Source organism: Pseudomonas sp. LBUM1640, from assembly GCF_059716225.1.
This window is the reverse complement of sequence record NZ_CP166816.1, coordinates 4,344,978-4,361,684: the sequence shown is the minus strand read 5'-3', so window position 1 is coordinate 4,361,684 and position 16,707 is coordinate 4,344,978. Positions and strand designations below refer to the sequence as shown.

Here is a 16,707-nt window from a genome sequence, read left to right as displayed (position 1 = left end):
CTCCAAGCTTGTCATCCATCGGACGCGACACATTTCAGATCCGCACATCGTTAATTATTGGAGCCCTGCCATGTCACTTAAATCACTTAAATCACTTAAACCCCTGCTGCTGATTCCCGCTCTTGGCGCTGTTTTGTTGTTGTCGGCATGTGCCGGCCCAATTCCCAAGGCTGACCCGAGCGAGGCGTGGATTGGTTTGAAAGAGGAAGCGCCGAATGACCTGATGGCCGAGCGCGTCGATGGCAAGCGCGTGGATGATGGACGCTTTTTTGAAGTGACGCCGGGCGATCATCGCCTGGACGTGACGTTATTCGAGGAAGAGCCGGGCGATGATAACCAGCAGGACTGCCAGGGGCGGGTCGAGTACAAGAACTTCCAGGCGGGTGAGCACTACACGCTGGTGGAATCAAGCCTGGGCACCACCGTGCGCGCCGTCCTGAAGGACGGTCACGGCAAGGAAGTTGCGGCGACTCAAGACTTCAATTGCATGCCTGGCTAGGCGTGGTGCACCACGGCCTTGTGCTGCTTGGCCGGTGCTGCGGGTTCGACGTGGGGGTGATGGTGCCGACGGGTCACACGCATGACCCCCCACAACATGGCGCCGGCTACCGCCAGCCAACCGCAGATCAACATGAAAATCGTTGTTGCAAGGCTCATTCTGGCCTCCTTTTGCCCCGTTCGGGGCCCACTCAGTCTTCTCAATGGACAGTCTAGCTACCTGGCGGTTGCCTGCTATTGACCAATGGTCGAGTCCTTCCAACTTGTTTGCTCTATCCCCGGCGTTTTACTAACGCTTGAGGCTATACCCGCGTTCAAGAGCACCCTATGATCAGGGCCCTTACCGGCAGTTGATCAAGAGAGAAAAAAATTGCGGTTACGGTCGAACGTTTCAACCTCCTTGCTGCTGGCATGCACCCTGGGGCTCGCGGCCTGTTCCGGGCAGCCCTCGAAACTGGCGGGCCTGCCGGAGCGCGTCGAACTCAATGGCGTGCCGACCTTTCGCAGCGAGGCTTACCTCAGTGGCCCCTCGGCGTTAGCCAGCATGCTGTCGCAACAAGGCATTGTGATGACACCCGGTTTGCTCGATAAGCCGTTGCACTTGCCGGGCGGCGAAGCAGACCTTGAGCGCAACATGCAGGTGCTGGCACGTGAGTACGGGCTGATGGTGTATCCGTTGGATAACCAACTGACGGCGGTGTTGGCGCAAGTGGCGGCGGGTTACCCGGTGATGGCGCGGATCAACCCGAGCTTCTGGTCCGGGACCCGCTACGTCGTGGTGGTGGGGTTCAATCAGCAGAAGAGTACGGTGCTGTTGCGCTCAGGCCTGGAACGGCGGCTGTTGATGAGCTTCAGCGACTTTGAGTCGGCGTGGAAGAGCGCAGGGAACTGGGCAATCCTGACCCAGCGCCCGAGCCAGTTGCCGGCCAATGTCGATGCGCAGCGCTGGCGCGAGGCCGCCAATGCCACTGCGCAAGCCGGGCAGGAGCAGGCGGCGGCCCAGGCGCTCAAGGTGCTGGCGGAGCGCAAGTAAAAAGTGGCGCTCCAGGCTAATGCCGATCAGTTAAAGGCCAACACTCTACCTGTGGCGAGGGAGCTTGCTCCCGCTGGACTGCGCAGCAGTCCCATCTTTAGGGCCGCTTCGCAGCCCAGCGGGAGCCAGTTATCGGTTGTCTGCCCTGGCGCTCAAGCCCCGTTTCAACGACGCACTTCAGCCGCATTCGGGCGGCTCTTCAGGTTCTTGTCAGCCTTGTAGCGCAGCGCGACGTCTGGCACCGAACCGCTCTTGCCGGTCTCGACCCAGTTGCGAATTCGGCCTGCATCGGCAAAGTGAGTGAATTTGCCGAAGGCATCCAGAATCACCAGCGACACCGGGCGGTTACCCATGCTGGTCACCAGCACCAGGCAGTGGCCGGCCTGGTTGGTGAAACCGGTCTTGGTCAGCTTGATATCCCAATTGGCCCGGTTGATCAGGTGGTCGGTATTGGAGAAACCCAAGGTGTAGTTGGGTTTACGGAACGCCACGGTCTTTTCCTTGGTGGTGCTCAACTGGCTCAGCATCGGAAATTTGCGTGCATAGGCCAGCAGCTTGCTCAAGTCGCGGGCGGTGGACACGTTGTGAATCGACAGGCCGGTAGGTTCGACATAGTGCGTGCTGGTCATGCCCAACGCCTTGGCCTTGGCGTTCATCGCCGCGATAAACGCTGGGTAGCCGCCCGGGTAGTGATGGGCCAGGCTGGCGGCGGCGCGGTTTTCCGAAGACATCAGGGCGATCAGCAGCATTTCCTTGCGCGGCATTTCGCTGCCGATTTTTACACGGGAGAACACGCCTTTCATTTCCGGCGTGTCTTTAATGTTGATGTCGATGTATTCGTCCATGTTCTGCTTGGCTTCCAGCACGATCAGGCCGGTCATCAATTTGCTCACGGAGGCAATGGGTACAACGACATCCGGGTTGCTGGAGTAGATGACTTTGTTGGTCTGCAAGTCCACCAGCATGGCGCTGCCGGAAGCGATTTGCAGTTTGGAGATATCACGCGGGGCGAGGGTGGTTTCGCTGGCGTGCGCGAAGGTGCCTGTAAATGCAAAAAATAGGCTGACAATAGAGAGACGAATTTTCACGCGGATGAACTCGCTAAAAAGTAAGGAGATACCGTTCAGGAACGGGTTTTCTGATAAATGCCGTTACATTTTAGGAGTATGGATCAGAAACTGTCGAATGTTCTTCTGGAACCGGACGAAAGTGCTTAAAAACTAACAAAAAACAGGTTTTTTTGCGGGCAATAAAAAGCCCTGCGATAAGGCAGGGCTTTTTCAGTACGGCTGGTTATTAGCCGTGCAGGGTTTCTGCGGCGTACAGGGTGTTCTCCAGCAGGCAGGCACGGGTCATCGGGCCAACGCCACCTGGCACGGGCGTGATCCAGCCGGCGCGGGGCAGGGCGGTTTCGTACACCACGTCGCCGACCAGCTTGCCGTCTTCCTGGCGGTTGATGCCCACGTCGATGACGATGGCACCTTCCTTGATCCACTCGCCTTTGACCAGGCCCGGCTTACCGGCTGCGACCACCACCAGGTCGGCACGGCCGACGTGGCCGGCCAGGTCTTTGGTGAAGCGGTGGGTGACGGTCACGGTGCAGCCGGCCAGCAACAGCTCCATGGCCATCGGGCGGCCGACGATGTTGGAAGCGCCGACGACCACGGCATCGAGGCCGTACAAATCCACGCCGGTGTTTTCCAGCAGGGTCATGATGCCTTTCGGCGTGCAGGGGCGCAGCAGCGGGATACGCTGGGCCAGGCGGCCGACGTTATACGGGTGGAAACCGTCGACGTCTTTGTCCGGGCGGATGCGCTCCAGTAACTTGGATGCATCCAGGTGTTCGGGCAGTGGCAGCTGGAGCAGGATGCCGTCGATGGCCGGATCGTCGTTGAGGCTGTCGATCAGGTCGGTCAGGGCCAGTTGGGTGGTGCCTTCCGGCAAGTCATAGGCTTTGGAAATAAAGCCGACTTCTTCACAGTCTTTACGCTTGTGCGAGACATAAACCTGAGAGGCAGGATCGCTGCCGACCAGGATCACCGCGAGGCCAGGCGTGCGCAGGCCTTGCTGGCTACGCTCGGTGACTCGTTTGGCGATCTGCTGGCGCAGGCTGGCGGCGATTGATTTGCCGTCGATAAGTTGTGCAGTCATTACGCGTGATTAACCATCGAGAGGGGGAAGAAAAGTGCGCGCATTCTCGCACGCCAAGACGTGAGGGCAAAGGCGCTTGGTCCGCAAATTGCCCTAACCCCTTAAATAAAATCAGTTTTTTTCAAAAAAGATTTGACGGGTTTCCGGGGCGTCTATACTATTCGTCGCACTTGTCGGGCACAGCCTAGCACTGGTTAAGAAGGCTGAGCAGAATTGTTGTACTGCAAGGCTGGAAGCACTTAGTTTGTAATCTTCAAAGAGTACAGATTAATAAGGCGCCCGTAGCTCAGCTGGATAGAGCATCCGCCTTCTAAGCGGATGGTCGCAGGTTCGAGTCCTGCCGGGTGCGCCATTAGGCAGCTTTGGCACAAGTAGCGCTATATGGTGGGCGTAGCTCAGTTGGTAGAGCACGGGATTGTGACTCCCGTTGTCGAGGGTTCGATCCCCTTCGTCCACCCCATATTTTGAAAGGCGCCAGATTAATCGTCTGGCGCCTTTGCTTTAAGAGCTGTAAGCGCGGATGTGGTGGAATTGGTAGACACACTGGATTTAGGTTCCAGCGCCGCGAGGCGTAAGAGTTCGAGTCTCTTCATCCGCACCAATTAAAACGTTGTGCCGCCGTCAGGCGGGGCAGGGTTCAACAAAGAAGATGTTTGAGTTCTTTGTTACTGCAATATGGTGGGCGTAGCTCAGTTGGTAGAGCACGGGATTGTGACTCCCGTTGTCGAGGGTTCGATCCCCTTCGTCCACCCCATATTCAAAAAAGCGCCAGATCAATGATCTGGCGCTTTTTTTTGTGTCAGAAATTTCTGGTCCTCTCTGTGGCGGATCTTGACGCCAAGAAAAAACAAGCATTCTCAATGCCTTGGCGTTAGAATCGTTGCCGGTTTTGAGCGTGTAGAACTGATCTGAGGCTGTATCAAGGTCAGTACAGCTATTTAATAGCGAATAACGGCGCAGTACCTGAAAAAGGGCTGTGCCGTTTTTGTTTAAGTGTTTTGAGTTTCCGGGGCGGGGCGTTTCGTCGTATTTGTGTTTCTCGATGCTGCCGCCGTGCCCTCCGGCCTTGCCCGCAAGGTCGGTCGCCAAGGGTGTGTGTCCACGCGCTTCTATATATAGAAGGGTTGATACAGAGCCCTGGCGTGATGTGCTGTATTTGCTAACGGGATGAGGTGCATGCGTGCACTTGAACCTATAAATGGCCTGCTGTTTTTCCACCCGTTTTCAGTAGGGTGACTTCTTGAGTTTGACCCACTAGAATGCATGCCCTTGATTCTGGGGTCGGAAACGGCCGGCTAACGTCTGTGCAACGAGGAATATCCATGCAAGTTTCTGTTGAAAATACTACTGCTATCGAGCGCCGCCTGAGCATCACCGTGCCGGCAGAGCGTATTGAGACTGCGGTCAACAAGCGTCTGCAGCAGACTGCCCAAAAGGCCAAGATCGCTGGTTTCCGTCCAGGCAAAGTGCCAATGAGCGAAATCAAGCGTCGTTTTGGTGCTGATGCGCGTCAGGAAGCTGTCGGTGACGTGATCCAGGCTTCGTTCTACGAAGCGGTTGTCGAGCACAAGCTGAACCCGGCTGGCTCGCCTTCGATCGAACCTAAGTCCCTGGAAGCTGGCAAAGACCTGGAATACGTCGCCGTATTCGAAGTGTTCCCGGAGTTCACTGTTGCCGGTTTCGAAGACATCGCGGTAGAGCGCCTGAGCGCTGACGTGGCGGATGCCGACCTGGACAACATGCTGGAAATCCTGCGCAAGCAGAACACTCGTTTCGAAGTGGCCGATCGCGCTGCCCAGAACGAAGACCAGCTGAACATCGATTTTGTTGGCAAGGTTGACGGCGAAGTATTCGCTGGCGGCTCCGCCAAGGGCACTCAGCTGGTACTGGGTTCCAACCGCATGATCCCGGGCTTCGAAGACGGTCTGGTTGGCGCCAAGGCCGGCGAAGAGCGCGTTCTGAACCTGACGTTCCCGGCTGACTACCAGAACCTGGACCTGGCCGGCAAAGCCGCTGAGTTCACCGTGACCGTCAACAGTGTTTCCGAGCCTAAGCTGCCAGAGCTGAACGAAGAGTTCTTCGCTCAATTCGGTATCAAGGAAACCGGTATCGAAGGCTTCCGCACCGAAGTTCGCAAGAACATGGAGCGTGAGCTGCGCCAGGCCATCAAGTCCAAGGTCAAGAACCAGGTCATGGACGGTCTGCTGGCTGCCAACCCGATCGAAGTGCCTAAGGCGCTGCTGTCCAACGAAGTGGATCGCCTGCGCGTTCAAGCGGTTCAGCAGTTTGGTGGCAACATCAAGCCTGACCAACTGCCGGCCGAGCTGTTCGAAGAGCAAGCCAAGCGTCGCGTTGTGCTGGGTCTGGTCGTGGCTGAAGTGGTCAAGCAATTCGACCTCAAGCCTGACGAAGATCGCGTTCGCGAAATGATCCAGGAAATGGCTTCGGCCTACCAGGAGCCTGAGCAGGTTGTGGCGTGGTACTACAAGAACGACCAGCAGCTGAACGAAGTACGTTCGGTTGTGCTGGAAGAACAAGTTGTGGATACTGTTCTGCAGAAGGCTAAGGTGACCGACAAAGCGGTCTCTTACGAAGAAGCAGTCAAACCGGCGGAAGCAGCACAAGCCGACTGATTGTCCAACTCGTTCGAAATACAACCATAAGCCAGCCTCGCGCTGGCTTATGCGTTTTCAAGACATGACTATTTGGGAGTAACTGCAGAGCATGTTCCGTAATTCCTATATTCAGCAGAACTCTGATATCCAGGCCGCTGGCGGCCTGGTCCCGATGGTTGTCGAGCAATCTGCTCGTGGCGAACGCGCCTATGACATCTACTCGCGCCTGCTCAAGGAACGAGTGATCTTTCTGGTCGGCCCTGTAGAGGACTACATGGCCAACCTGATCTGCGCGCAACTGCTGTTCCTTGAAGCGGAAAACCCGGACAAGGACATCCATCTTTACATTAACTCCCCGGGCGGTTCGGTGACGGCGGGTATGTCGATCTACGACACCATGCAGTTCATCAAGCCAAACGTGTCGACTACCTGCATCGGTCAGGCCTGCAGCATGGGCGCGTTCCTGCTCACCGCGGGTGCCGAGGGCAAGCGTTACTGCCTGCCTAACTCGCGCGTGATGATTCACCAGCCGCTGGGCGGCTTCCAGGGCCAGGCGTCGGATATCGAAATTCACGCCAAGGAAATCCTGTTTATTCGTGAGCGCCTCAACACGTTGATGGCCAAGCATAGCGGGCACACCCTGGAAGAAATCGAGCGCGATACCAATCGTGACAACTTTATGAGTGCCGAAGCTGCGCGCGCTTATGGGTTGATCGACGCAGTGATCGAAAAGCGCCCCGCTTAATATAAGCACCTCAAAATAGGGCTGGTCGGCGCGTCCGACCACCGCGGGCTTGAAAAAGCCCGCATAAGCCTTCATCTTGTGTTGCAAGCCTATCGGATTTGGATCGAACGAATGACTGACACCCGCAACGGCGAGGACAACGGCAAGCTGCTCTATTGCTCCTTCTGCGGCAAAAGCCAGCATGAAGTACGCAAATTGATTGCCGGCCCCTCGGTGTTTATCTGCGACGAGTGCGTCGACCTGTGCAATGACATCATCCGTGAGGAGGTGCAGGAAGCCCAGGCCGAGAGCAGCGCGCATAAATTGCCTTCGCCTAAAGAAATCAGCGGCATCCTTGATCAATATGTGATTGGTCAAGAGCGTGCAAAGAAGGTTTTGGCCGTAGCGGTGTACAACCACTACAAGCGCTTGAACCAGCGTGACAAGAAAGGCGACGAAGTCGAACTCGGCAAGAGCAACATTTTGCTGATCGGTCCTACAGGCTCGGGTAAAACCTTGCTTGCAGAAACCCTCGCTCGTCTGCTGAACGTTCCGTTCACTATCGCCGACGCCACCACCCTCACCGAGGCTGGCTACGTGGGTGAGGACGTCGAGAACATCATTCAGAAGCTGCTGCAGAAGTGCGACTACGACGTAGAGAAGGCCCAGATGGGTATTGTCTACATCGACGAGATCGACAAGATTTCGCGCAAGTCCGACAACCCGTCGATCACCCGGGACGTTTCCGGTGAAGGCGTGCAGCAAGCCCTGTTGAAGCTGATCGAAGGCACGGTTGCTTCCGTACCGCCACAAGGCGGCCGCAAGCACCCGCAGCAGGAATTCCTTCAGGTTGATACGCGCAACATTCTGTTCATCTGTGGCGGTGCGTTCTCCGGTCTGGAGAAGGTTATTCAGCAGCGCTCCACGCGTGGCGGCATCGGTTTCGGTGCGGAAGTGCGCAGCAAGGAAGAAGGCAAGAAAGTGGGCGAGTCCCTGCGTGAAGTCGAGCCTGACGATTTGGTCAAGTTCGGTCTGATCCCGGAATTCGTTGGCCGTCTGCCGGTCCTGGCCACGTTGGACGAGCTGGATGAGGCTGCGTTGATTCAGATCCTCACCGAGCCGAAAAACGCCCTGACCAAGCAATACGCCAAGTTGTTCGAGATGGAAGGTGTAGACCTCGAGTTCCGTACCGACGCACTCAAATCGGTGGCCAAGCGGGCACTGGAGCGCAAGACCGGTGCACGTGGTTTGCGTTCGATCCTCGAAGGCGTGTTGCTCGACACCATGTACGAAATCCCCTCGCAGTCCGAGGTGAGTAAAGTGGTGATCGACGAAAGCGTTATCGAAGGCAAGTCCAAGCCACTGTATATCTACGAAAACAGTGAGCCGGCTGCCAAGGCTGCACCCGACGCGTAAGCGTTCAGCTGTCGCAGTACAAGCAAGGGGCCTTTTTAGGCCCCTTGTTTTTTTTACGGCGGTTTTTTTCAGCGGTTATTTTAATTTCGCGTTTATTCATGCGTTTAACTGCTGGCATTGAGCTTGTTTTTTTTGCAAGCAGCCCCCATCTTGGTTTCATGCTTATTTTTCAACTGTCATAGAGGCGAAATCATGAAGACAACCATTGAATTGCCTCTCCTGCCGTTGCGTGATGTCGTCGTCTATCCGCACATGGTTATCCCGCTGTTCGTGGGGCGCGAGAAGTCTATCGAAGCCCTCGAGGCCGCGATGACGGGCGACAAGCAGATCCTGCTGTTGGCCCAGAAGAATCCAGCTGATGATGATCCAGGCGAAGATGCCCTGTATCGGGTCGGCACCATTGCCACTGTTCTGCAATTGCTCAAGCTGCCCGATGGCACCGTCAAGGTGTTGGTGGAAGGCGAGCAGCGTGGCGCGGTGGAGCGTTTCATGGAGGTGGATGGCCACCTGCGCGCCGAAGTGGCGCTGATCGACGAAGTCGAAGCCCCTGAGCGCGAATCCGAAGTGTTTGTGCGCAGCCTGCTCTCGCAGTTCGAGCAGTATGTGCAGTTGGGCAAGAAAGTCCCGGCTGAAGTCCTGTCTTCTCTCAACAGCATTGATGAGCCAAGTCGCCTGGTCGACACCATGGCTGCGCACATGGCGCTGAAGATCGAGCAGAAGCAAGATATCCTCGAAATCATCGACCTGTCGGCCCGTGTCGAGCACGTGCTGGCACTGTTGGATGGCGAGATCGACCTGCTACAGGTTGAGAAGCGCATCCGTGGTCGTGTGAAGAAACAAATGGAGCGCAGCCAGCGCGAGTACTACCTGAATGAGCAGATGAAGGCCATTCAGAAAGAGCTCGGCGACAGCGAAGAGGGCCACAACGAAATCGAAGAGCTGAAAAAGCGCATCGATGCCGCCGGCCTGCCGAAAGACGCTTTGACCAAGGCGACCGCCGAGCTGAACAAGCTCAAGCAAATGTCGCCGATGTCGGCCGAAGCCACCGTGGTTCGCTCCTACATCGATTGGCTGGTGCAGGTGCCGTGGAAGGCCCAGACCAAAGTGCGCCTGGACCTGGCCCGTGCCGAAGATATCCTCGACGCCGACCATTACGGCCTCGAAGAAGTCAAAGAACGCATTCTCGAATACCTCGCCGTGCAAAAGCGCGTGAAGAAAATCCGTGGCCCGGTGTTGTGCCTGGTTGGTCCTCCTGGTGTCGGTAAAACGTCGCTGGCGGAGTCGATCGCCAGTGCCACTAACCGTAAATTCGTGCGCATGGCCCTCGGTGGCGTGCGTGATGAGGCGGAAATTCGTGGTCATCGCCGTACTTACATCGGTTCGATGCCAGGAAGATTGATTCAAAAGATGACAAAGGTAGGCGTGCGCAACCCGCTGTTCCTGCTCGATGAAATCGACAAGATGGGCAGCGATATGCGTGGCGATCCGGCCTCGGCGTTGCTCGAAGTACTCGACCCCGAGCAGAACCATAATTTCAACGACCATTACCTCGAAGTCGACTACGACCTGTCCGATGTAATGTTCCTGTGCACCTCCAACTCCATGAACATTCCGCCAGCCTTGCTGGACCGGATGGAGGTGATTCGTCTGCCGGGTTACACCGAAGACGAGAAGATCAACATTGCCGTCAAATACCTCGCGCCCAAGCAGATTTCGGCCAACGGCCTGAAAAAAGGCGAGATCGAAATTGACGTCGAAGCCATCCGTGACATCGTTCGTTATTACACCCGCGAAGCCGGTGTACGGGGCCTTGAGCGCCAAATCGCGAAGATTTGCCGCAAGGCGGTGAAAGAGCACGCACTGGAAAAACGCTTCTCGGTGAAGGTGGGTGCCGACGATCTGGAACACTTCCTGGGCGTGAAAAAATTCCGTTACGGCCTGGCTGAGCAGCAGGACCAGGTAGGGCAAGTGACTGGCTTGGCGTGGACTCAAGTGGGCGGCGAATTGCTGACCATCGAAGCCGCGGTGATCCCAGGCAAAGGCCAGCTTATCAAAACGGGTTCGCTGGGTGACGTGATGGTCGAATCCATTACCGCCGCGCAGACCGTGGTGCGCAGCCGCGCGAAGAGCCTGGGGATCCCCCTGGACTTCCACGAGAAGCACGACACCCACATCCATATGCCGGAAGGGGCTACCCCTAAAGACGGCCCTAGCGCTGGCGTAGGCATGTGCACGGCCCTGGTGTCGGCATTGACCGGCATTCCTGTGCGAGCCGATGTAGCAATGACCGGGGAAATTACCCTGCGTGGTCAGGTATTGGCTATCGGTGGTCTGAAAGAGAAATTGCTCGCAGCGCACCGAGGCGGAATCAAGACAGTGATCATTCCTGAAGAGAATGTTCGCGACTTGAAGGAAATTCCGGACAACATCAAGCAGGATCTTCAGATTAAACCGGTTAAATGGATTGACGAGGTCCTGCAAATTGCGCTGCAATACGCGCCGGAGCCCTTGCCGGATGTGGCTCCGGAGATTGTCGCGAAGGACGAAAAACGCGAGTCTGATTCCAAGGAAAGAATTAGCACGCATTAATGCGATTAAGCCGGGTGGCTTCCTTGACAGCTTTTTAGAGCCCTTGTTATAAAGCGGCTCTTAAGTGTCTGTAGGCCATTCAGCACTGGTTTTTGCTTTCACCAAAAAACTTAGAATCATACTCAATAGATATATAAGGGGACTTAGAGTGAACAAGTCGGAACTGATTGATGCTATCGCCGCATCCGCTGATATCCCGAAAGCTGCTGCTGGCCGTGCGCTGGACGCAGTAATCGAATCCGTCACTGGCGCTCTGAAGGCCGGCGACTCCGTAGTACTGGTAGGCTTCGGTACGTTCTCTGTGACTGACCGCCCAGCTCGCACTGGCCGTAACCCACAGACTGGCAAAGCACTGCAAATCGCTGCTGCCAAGAAACCAGGTTTCAAAGCCGGTAAAGCCCTGAAAGAAGCCGTTAACTAAGCTTCGCTCAAGCCTTACCTACCCGGGTCAGACGCAGGTCTGCCTGGCAGCGGAGCGGCAGCTGACCCACGTATCCATCGGGTCGCCACGGCCTGGGGTTTGGGTTCAAACCCCCGTCCGCTCCGCCAGTTACGAGAAGGCGCATCCTCGGATGCGCCTTTCTTCTATCCGGACTCTACCCACGCTCCACGGTTGCCTAATTTTTGAAGATCAACCGTTTCTGGGGGACGCATGCTGCAAAATATCAGGGACAATTCACAAGGCTGGATTGCCAAGACCATTATCGGGATCATCGTCGCATTGATGGCGTTCACCGGTATCGAGGCCATTTTCCAGGCTTCGACCAATAACACGCAGGACGTGGCCAAGGTCAACGGTGAAGAGATCACCCAAACCGAATTGAGCCAGGCCGTCGACATGCAACGTCGCCAGCTGATGCAACAGCTGGGCAAGGATTTCGATGCTTCTTTGCTGGACGAAAAACTGCTGCGCGATGCGGCCCTCAAAGGGCTGATCGATCGCAAACTGCTGCTGCAAGGTGCTGCTGATTCCAAGTTCGGCTTCTCGGAAGCAGCTCTGGATCAGGTGATCCTGCAGACACCGGAATTCCAGGAGGACGGCAAGTTCAATGCCGAACGCTTTGACCAGGTGATCCGTCAACTGGGCTACAGCCGTATGCAATTCCGTCAGATGCTGACCCAGGAAATGCTGATCGGCCAGGTTCGCGCAGGTCTCGCCGGCAGCGGTTTTGTCACCGACGCCGAGGTGCTGGCATTCGCCCGTCTGGAAAAACAGACCCGCGATTTCGCCACCGTCAATATCAAGGCCAACCCTGCGGCGGTGAAGCTCACCGACGATGAGGTCAAGGCTTACTACGACCAGCACGCCAAAGAGTTCATGACCCCGGACCAAGTCGTCATCGACTATCTGGAACTGAAGAAGTCTTCCTTCTTCGACCAGGTCACCGTGAAGGACGATGAGCTGCAGGCTGCCTATCAGAAAGAAACCGCCAACCTCGCTGAACAGCGTCGTGCCGCGCACATTCTGATTGAAGTCAACGACAAGACGACCGACGCGCAAGCCAAAGCCAAGATCGAAGACATCCAGGCACGCCTGGCCAAGGGTGAGAAGTTCGAAGCCCTGGCCAAGGAGTTTTCCCAGGACCCAGGCTCGGCCAACAATGGCGGCGACCTCGGTTTTGCCGGCCCTGGCGTCTACGACCCGGACTTCGAAACGGCCCTGTACGCCTTGAACAAGGACCAGGTGTCCGCGCCGGTGCGCACCACTTTCGGTTGGCACTTGATCAAGCTGTTGGGCGTTGAGGCACCCCAAGTGCCATCGTTTGCCAGCCTGAAAGACAAGCTGACCCGCGAGCTCAAGACCCAGCAGGTTGAGCAGCGCTTTGTCGACGCCTCCAAGCAATTGGAAGATGCGGCATTCGAAGCCTCCGACCTGGCCCAGCCGGCGTCCGACCTGAAGCTGACCGTGCACACCTCCGCGCCGTTCGGCCGTGAAGGTGGCGAAGGTGTTGCAGCCAACCGTGCTGTGGTCACCGCAGCGTTCAGCCCGGAAGTGCTGGATGAAGGTGCCAACAGCACGGCCATCGAGCTGGACCCGGAAACCATCATCGTGCTGCGTGCCAAAGAGCATCTGAAGCCAACGCAACTGCCGCTGGAAAGCGTGTCGGCGGCGATCCGCGCCCAGATGACCAAAGAGCGCGCCAGCGCGGCTGCCAAAGCCCATGCCGACGAGTTGATCGCCAGCTTGCGCGACGGCAAGACCCCGCTGAACCAGCCGATCGACGGCCAGGCCTGGAAAGTCACTGAAGCGGCTACTCGCAGCGCAGAAGCGATCGATCCAGCCGTGCTGCAAGCCTTGTTCCGCATGCCTAAGCCTGCGGCCAAGGACAAGCCGACCTTCACCACGGTGACCCTGGCTGATGGCAGCCTGGTGATCGTGCGTTTGAACGGCGTCAACGAAGCCGCTGCGCCTACGGACGAAGAAAAGGCGCAATACCGCCGCTTCCTCGCGTCCCGTATTGGCCAGCAAGACTTCGCGGCTTACCGCAAGCAGTTGGAAACCAAGGCCGACATCAAGAAGTTCTGATGTAGGTGATCGTTCCCACGCAGAGCGTGGGAACGCTCAGCCCCCGGTCTGAAAGGACCGGGGGCTTTTTTTCAGCCGCGCTTCAGGCTACCCACCAAGGCCAAGAGCATCAGTAGCACAACCGCCCACGCAAAAGCGCCGACGCCCCAGCCCTGCAGCAACACACCACCCGCCAACCCGCCGCCGGCGATCCCAAGGTTCCACACGGTGACCAGCATGGACTGCGCCGCATCCGCCGACTCACCCGCGGCCTTGGCCAGCGCGGTTTGCAGCAACGCCGGCAGGCCACCAAACGCCAGGCCCCACAGGGCAACAGCGCCGTAGATGACAACCGAGGAATCGATCCAGAACACCAACGCCAGGGCTACCACGCCAAACAGCGCACAGCTGATCACCAGCAGTACACGTAGCCAGCGGTCAATCAGTGCACCCGCCAGCCAGATGCTCAGCAACGCGGCCAGGCCAAAGACCAGCAGCACGCGATCAATCTCAGTTTCGATCCCCGCCGGCACCAGCAGGGGGGCGATGTAGGTATAGAGAATGTTGTGGGCCAGCACGTAGGTAAAGGTCACCCACAGCACCGGACGAATGCCAGGCAGGCTCAGCACTTGGCGCAGCGCCAGGCGTTTTCCCGCGGGTTCGCCCGCAAAATCCGGGAGCTGCCAGCGCGCCCAGGCCAGCAGCAACAGGGTCAGGCCGGTCATGATCGCGAAGCTCAATCGCCAGCCGACAACGGTGCCGAGCAAGGTGCCTGCCGGTACGCCGAGCGACAGCGCCAGCGGGGCGCCGAGCATGGCGACCGCAATGGCCCGGCCCTGCAGGTGCGGCGCAACCATGCGGCTGGCATAGCCTGCCAGCAGCGCCCAGAGCAGCCCGGCAAATACCCCGGCGAAGAAGCGCGCCACCAGGGTCACGCCGTAATGGCTGGAGAGTGCGGTGACGCTGTTGACCAAGGCAAAGCCACCGATGGCAATCAGCAGCAAGGGGCGCCGCCGCCAGCCTCGGGTCAGCAGCGTGAGAGGGATGGCCGCGAGCAATGAGCCGAGGGCGTACAAGGTGACCAACTGGCCCACCAGTGCAGGTGAAACGCCCAAGCCATCGCTCATCTGGGGTAGCAGCCCGGCAGGCATGGCTTCGGTGAGGATGGTAATAAAGCCGGCCGCGGCCAATGCCAGCAAGCCACCAAGTGGTAGTGCGTCACGCTGGGTTACAGGGGGTGAATCGGTGATTGAGGGGCTGTTGCTCATCGCGCGCTATCCATGAAAAGGGCCAGGAACGCAGAGTAGGGGGCTGTGGGCTGCGGAAAAACAGGCTAAGGTTCCGAACTTATCGGACGCCGGTGTCCGCAATCTGCAAAGGTAAGACGATGGACAGTCTGGGTAGCCTCTCAGTGTTTGTGCAGGTCGCGGAGACGCGCAGCTTCACCGCCGCTGGGCGCGTGCTCGGGGTGTCTTCTTCGGCCGTGGGCAAAAGCATCGCGCGCACTGAAGAGCGCCTGGGCGTGCGCCTGTTTCATCGCAGTACGCGCAGCATCACACTGACCAGCGAGGGCGCGCTGTTCCTTGAGCGCTCACGGCGGATTCTCGCGGAGGTCGAGGCGGCGGAGCAGGAGTTGAGTGAGGCCAGCGCCATGCCCCGTGGCAAGTTGCGCGTCAGCCTGCCGCAAGTGCGCGGCTTGTTGATGCCGGTGCTCAGCGACTTTATGCGCGCCTACCCGGATATCGAGCTGGACCTGGATTTTTCGGACCGTATGGTGGACGTGATCGAGGAGGGCTTCGACGCGGTGATTCGCACCGGCAAGCCGCAAGATTCACGTTTGATGGCGCGTCACCTGGGGCATTACCAATTGGTACTGGTCGGCACCCCGGAATACTTCACCCACTATGGCACTCCGCAACAGCCCAAGGACTTGAGCAGCCATGCCTGCCTGCGCCACAAGTTCTGCGCCACCGGCATGCTGGAACCCTGGCCGTTGCGGCACCTGCCCGGCTTGGTTGAGCCGACGCTGCGTGCGCCGCTGGTCAGCACCACTATCGAATCCCTCAACCATGTGGTGCATGAAGGGCTGGGCATTGCCTGCCTGCCGGACTTCATGGTCAATCAGGCCGTGCGAGAAGGGCGTTTGCAGCGGGTGCTGGACGACCACCTCGACCACCGCGGCAGTTTCTGGATGTTATGGCCATCAAGTCGCCATGCCTCGGCCAAATTGCGCGTGTTTATTGACCATATGTGTGCCGGGCTTTTTCCCGCAGGCGGTGCCCTGTAGGGCTGTGACGTTTTACCGACAGGAATGCGCGCGCCAAGGCCCCGTTCTGTTGCACAATACCGCCCGGACCGTTTTCCTCAGGATTTTCAATGTCGACATCATTTCACTTGCGTAGCCTCGTGCTGGCGCTGGTGCTGGCGGGCGCCGCGGGCTGCTCGTCACCCAAGACCGCTATTTATGAACATGAGAATTTCGACGACTCCGGTACGTTCTCCCGCGATTACCCGGTCAGCGATGTGGCGGCCTGTGAAGCGGCGCGTCGTGCGCTGTTGAGCCAGGGTTACATCATCACCAGCAGCGATCCGAAGCTGGTCGTGGGTAACAAGAGCTTCCAGCAGACCGGCGAGAGCCACCTGCAGATCAGCTTCAACGTGGTGTGTGCCGATGATGGCAAAGGCAATAACCACTCGACGATGTTTGCCAACGCCTTGCAGGACCGCTACGCGCTGAAGAAGGTCAACAACTCCGCGAGCCTGGGTGTGGGCGTGCTGGGCTCGGTGTCGATGCCTATTGGCTCCACCGATGACTCGATGGTGAAGGTGGCGAGTGAGACGGTTTCGGCGCCGAAGTTCTATGACCGTTACTTTGCACTGGTGGATGTGTTCCTGCCGCAGGAAGTGAAGAAGGCCGAGCACATTCCCGAAAAGCCCAAGGCTGACCTCGGTGTGCCCGAACCCAAGGCCGCTCCGCTAACCGAGAAGGTCGAGGCACCGAAGGACGCGCCAGCAGCACCCGCAGCGCCTGCCGCTGCTGAGCCGCTGGCGCCGCCAACTGAGACGGCGCCCATTACACCCCAGGCAGAACCTGCACCGGCTCCGGCGCCTGCCACGCCGACCTTGCCGGCGCCGACCGAGGCGATTCCACCCTTGCCGACGCCCGCGCAGTAAC

General features: G+C 58.0%; 14 protein-coding genes and 4 tRNA genes. 14 read left to right on the top strand and 4 right to left on the bottom strand.

Annotated elements, in window-relative coordinates:
• The first annotated feature begins 70 nt into the window (after positions 1–70).
• Positions 71–499, top strand: a complete 429-nt coding sequence (locus tag ACA065_RS19140) for a PA0061/PA0062 family lipoprotein (protein ID WP_497691043.1) — start codon at positions 71–73, stop codon at positions 497–499.
• On the opposite strand, the gene ACA065_RS19135 is transcribed toward ACA065_RS19140, so the two are convergent.
• The gene (locus ACA065_RS19135; protein WP_497691042.1) at positions 496–657 is read right to left on the bottom strand and encodes a hypothetical protein; all 162 of its coding nucleotides are present in this window, start codon (positions 655–657) and stop codon (positions 496–498) included. The genes ACA065_RS19140 and ACA065_RS19135 overlap by 4 nt on opposite strands.
• Positions 658–868: 211 nt before the next feature.
• Between ACA065_RS19135 and ACA065_RS19130 the strand changes: the two genes are divergently transcribed.
• Positions 869–1,531, top strand: a complete 663-nt coding sequence (locus ACA065_RS19130) for a peptidase C39 family protein (protein ID WP_497691041.1) — start codon at positions 869–871, stop codon at positions 1,529–1,531.
• Positions 1,532–1,695: 164 nt separating this feature from the next.
• Here ACA065_RS19130 and pbpG read toward each other — a convergent pair whose 3' ends face one another.
• Both pbpG and folD read right to left on the bottom strand, forming a co-directional pair.
• On the bottom strand, positions 1,696–2,619 hold the full coding sequence (pbpG, locus tag ACA065_RS19125) for a D-alanyl-D-alanine endopeptidase (RefSeq protein ID WP_497691040.1): 924 nt from the start codon (positions 2,617–2,619) through the stop codon (positions 1,696–1,698).
• Positions 2,620–2,827: 208 nt separating this feature from the next.
• A complete protein-coding gene (folD, locus tag ACA065_RS19120; protein WP_497691039.1) occupies positions 2,828–3,682 on the bottom strand; it encodes a bifunctional methylenetetrahydrofolate dehydrogenase/methenyltetrahydrofolate cyclohydrolase FolD in 855 nt (284 codons plus the stop codon).
• 275 nt (positions 3,683–3,957) lie between these two features.
• Here folD and ACA065_RS19115 point away from each other — a divergent pair.
• The 10 genes from ACA065_RS19115 to ACA065_RS19070 all read left to right on the top strand — a co-directional run bounded on the left by ACA065_RS19115 (position 3,958) and on the right by ACA065_RS19070 (position 13,553).
• A tRNA-Arg gene (locus ACA065_RS19115) sits at positions 3,958–4,034 on the top strand.
• A 32-nt stretch (positions 4,035–4,066) separates the two neighbouring features.
• Positions 4,067–4,142, top strand: a tRNA-His gene (locus tag ACA065_RS19110).
• 56 nt (positions 4,143–4,198) lie between these two features.
• A tRNA-Leu gene (locus tag ACA065_RS19105) sits at positions 4,199–4,283 on the top strand.
• A gap of 77 nt (positions 4,284–4,360) precedes the next feature.
• Positions 4,361–4,436, top strand: a tRNA-His gene (locus ACA065_RS19100).
• Positions 4,437–5,004: 568 nt separating this feature from the next.
• The gene (gene tig / locus ACA065_RS19095; protein WP_448650594.1) at positions 5,005–6,315 is read left to right on the top strand and encodes a trigger factor; all 1,311 of its coding nucleotides are present in this window, start codon (positions 5,005–5,007) and stop codon (positions 6,313–6,315) included.
• A gap of 91 nt (positions 6,316–6,406) precedes the next feature.
• Positions 6,407–7,042, top strand: a complete 636-nt coding sequence (gene clpP / locus ACA065_RS19090; RefSeq protein ID WP_083357884.1) for an ATP-dependent Clp endopeptidase proteolytic subunit ClpP — start codon at positions 6,407–6,409, stop codon at positions 7,040–7,042.
• A 111-nt stretch (positions 7,043–7,153) separates the two neighbouring features.
• Positions 7,154–8,437, top strand: a complete 1,284-nt coding sequence (clpX, locus tag ACA065_RS19085; RefSeq protein WP_017136464.1) for an ATP-dependent Clp protease ATP-binding subunit ClpX — start codon at positions 7,154–7,156, stop codon at positions 8,435–8,437.
• A gap of 192 nt (positions 8,438–8,629) precedes the next feature.
• On the top strand, positions 8,630–11,026 hold the full coding sequence (lon, locus tag ACA065_RS19080) for an endopeptidase La (protein ID WP_497691038.1): 2,397 nt from the start codon (positions 8,630–8,632) through the stop codon (positions 11,024–11,026).
• A 148-nt stretch (positions 11,027–11,174) separates the two neighbouring features.
• Positions 11,175–11,447 carry an HU family DNA-binding protein gene (locus ACA065_RS19075; protein WP_003174819.1) on the top strand — a complete coding sequence of 91 codons (273 nt, stop codon included), beginning with the start codon at positions 11,175–11,177 and terminating at the stop codon, positions 11,445–11,447.
• Between the two features lie 231 nt (positions 11,448–11,678).
• Positions 11,679–13,553: a SurA N-terminal domain-containing protein gene (locus tag ACA065_RS19070; RefSeq protein ID WP_497691037.1), complete on the top strand. Its 1,875-nt coding sequence runs from the start codon at positions 11,679–11,681 to the stop codon at positions 13,551–13,553.
• A 71-nt stretch (positions 13,554–13,624) separates the two neighbouring features.
• On the opposite strand, the gene ACA065_RS19065 is transcribed toward ACA065_RS19070, so the two are convergent.
• The gene (locus ACA065_RS19065) at positions 13,625–14,800 is read right to left on the bottom strand and encodes an MFS transporter (RefSeq protein WP_497691036.1); all 1,176 of its coding nucleotides are present in this window, start codon (positions 14,798–14,800) and stop codon (positions 13,625–13,627) included.
• Positions 14,801–14,919: 119 nt separating this feature from the next.
• Here ACA065_RS19065 and ACA065_RS19060 point away from each other — a divergent pair, with 119 nt between their 5' ends.
• Positions 14,920–15,819, top strand: coding sequence for a LysR family transcriptional regulator (locus ACA065_RS19060; protein ID WP_497691035.1), 900 nt, complete (start codon positions 14,920–14,922; stop codon positions 15,817–15,819).
• Positions 15,820–15,908: 89 nt separating this feature from the next.
• Positions 15,909–16,706, top strand: coding sequence for a DUF2242 domain-containing protein (locus ACA065_RS19055; protein WP_497691034.1), 798 nt, complete (start codon positions 15,909–15,911; stop codon positions 16,704–16,706).
• Position 16,707: the final 1 nt, after the last annotated feature.

Excerpts from the sequence above, each read along its gene's own strand:
- clpX (WP_017136464.1), top strand. The coding sequence starts at position 7,154 with ATGACTGACACCCGCAACGGCGAGGACAACGGCAAGCTGCTCTATTGC.
- tig (WP_448650594.1), top strand. The coding sequence starts at position 5,005 with ATGCAAGTTTCTGTTGAAAATACTACTGCTATCGAGCGCCGCCTGAGC.
- ACA065_RS19065 (WP_497691036.1), bottom strand. The coding sequence starts at position 14,800 with ATGAGCAACAGCCCCTCAATCACCGATTCACCCCCTGTAACCCAGCGT.
- ACA065_RS19055 (WP_497691034.1), top strand. The coding sequence starts at position 15,909 with ATGTCGACATCATTTCACTTGCGTAGCCTCGTGCTGGCGCTGGTGCTG.
- ACA065_RS19135 (WP_497691042.1), bottom strand. The coding sequence starts at position 657 with ATGAGCCTTGCAACAACGATTTTCATGTTGATCTGCGGTTGGCTGGCG.
- ACA065_RS19060 (WP_497691035.1), top strand. The coding sequence starts at position 14,920 with ATGGACAGTCTGGGTAGCCTCTCAGTGTTTGTGCAGGTCGCGGAGACG.
- folD (WP_497691039.1), bottom strand. The coding sequence starts at position 3,682 with ATGACTGCACAACTTATCGACGGCAAATCAATCGCCGCCAGCCTGCGC.
- ACA065_RS19070 (WP_497691037.1), top strand. The coding sequence starts at position 11,679 with ATGCTGCAAAATATCAGGGACAATTCACAAGGCTGGATTGCCAAGACC.
- lon (WP_497691038.1), top strand. The coding sequence starts at position 8,630 with ATGAAGACAACCATTGAATTGCCTCTCCTGCCGTTGCGTGATGTCGTC.
- clpP (WP_083357884.1), top strand. The coding sequence starts at position 6,407 with ATGTTCCGTAATTCCTATATTCAGCAGAACTCTGATATCCAGGCCGCT.
- ACA065_RS19140 (WP_497691043.1), top strand. The coding sequence starts at position 71 with ATGTCACTTAAATCACTTAAATCACTTAAACCCCTGCTGCTGATTCCC.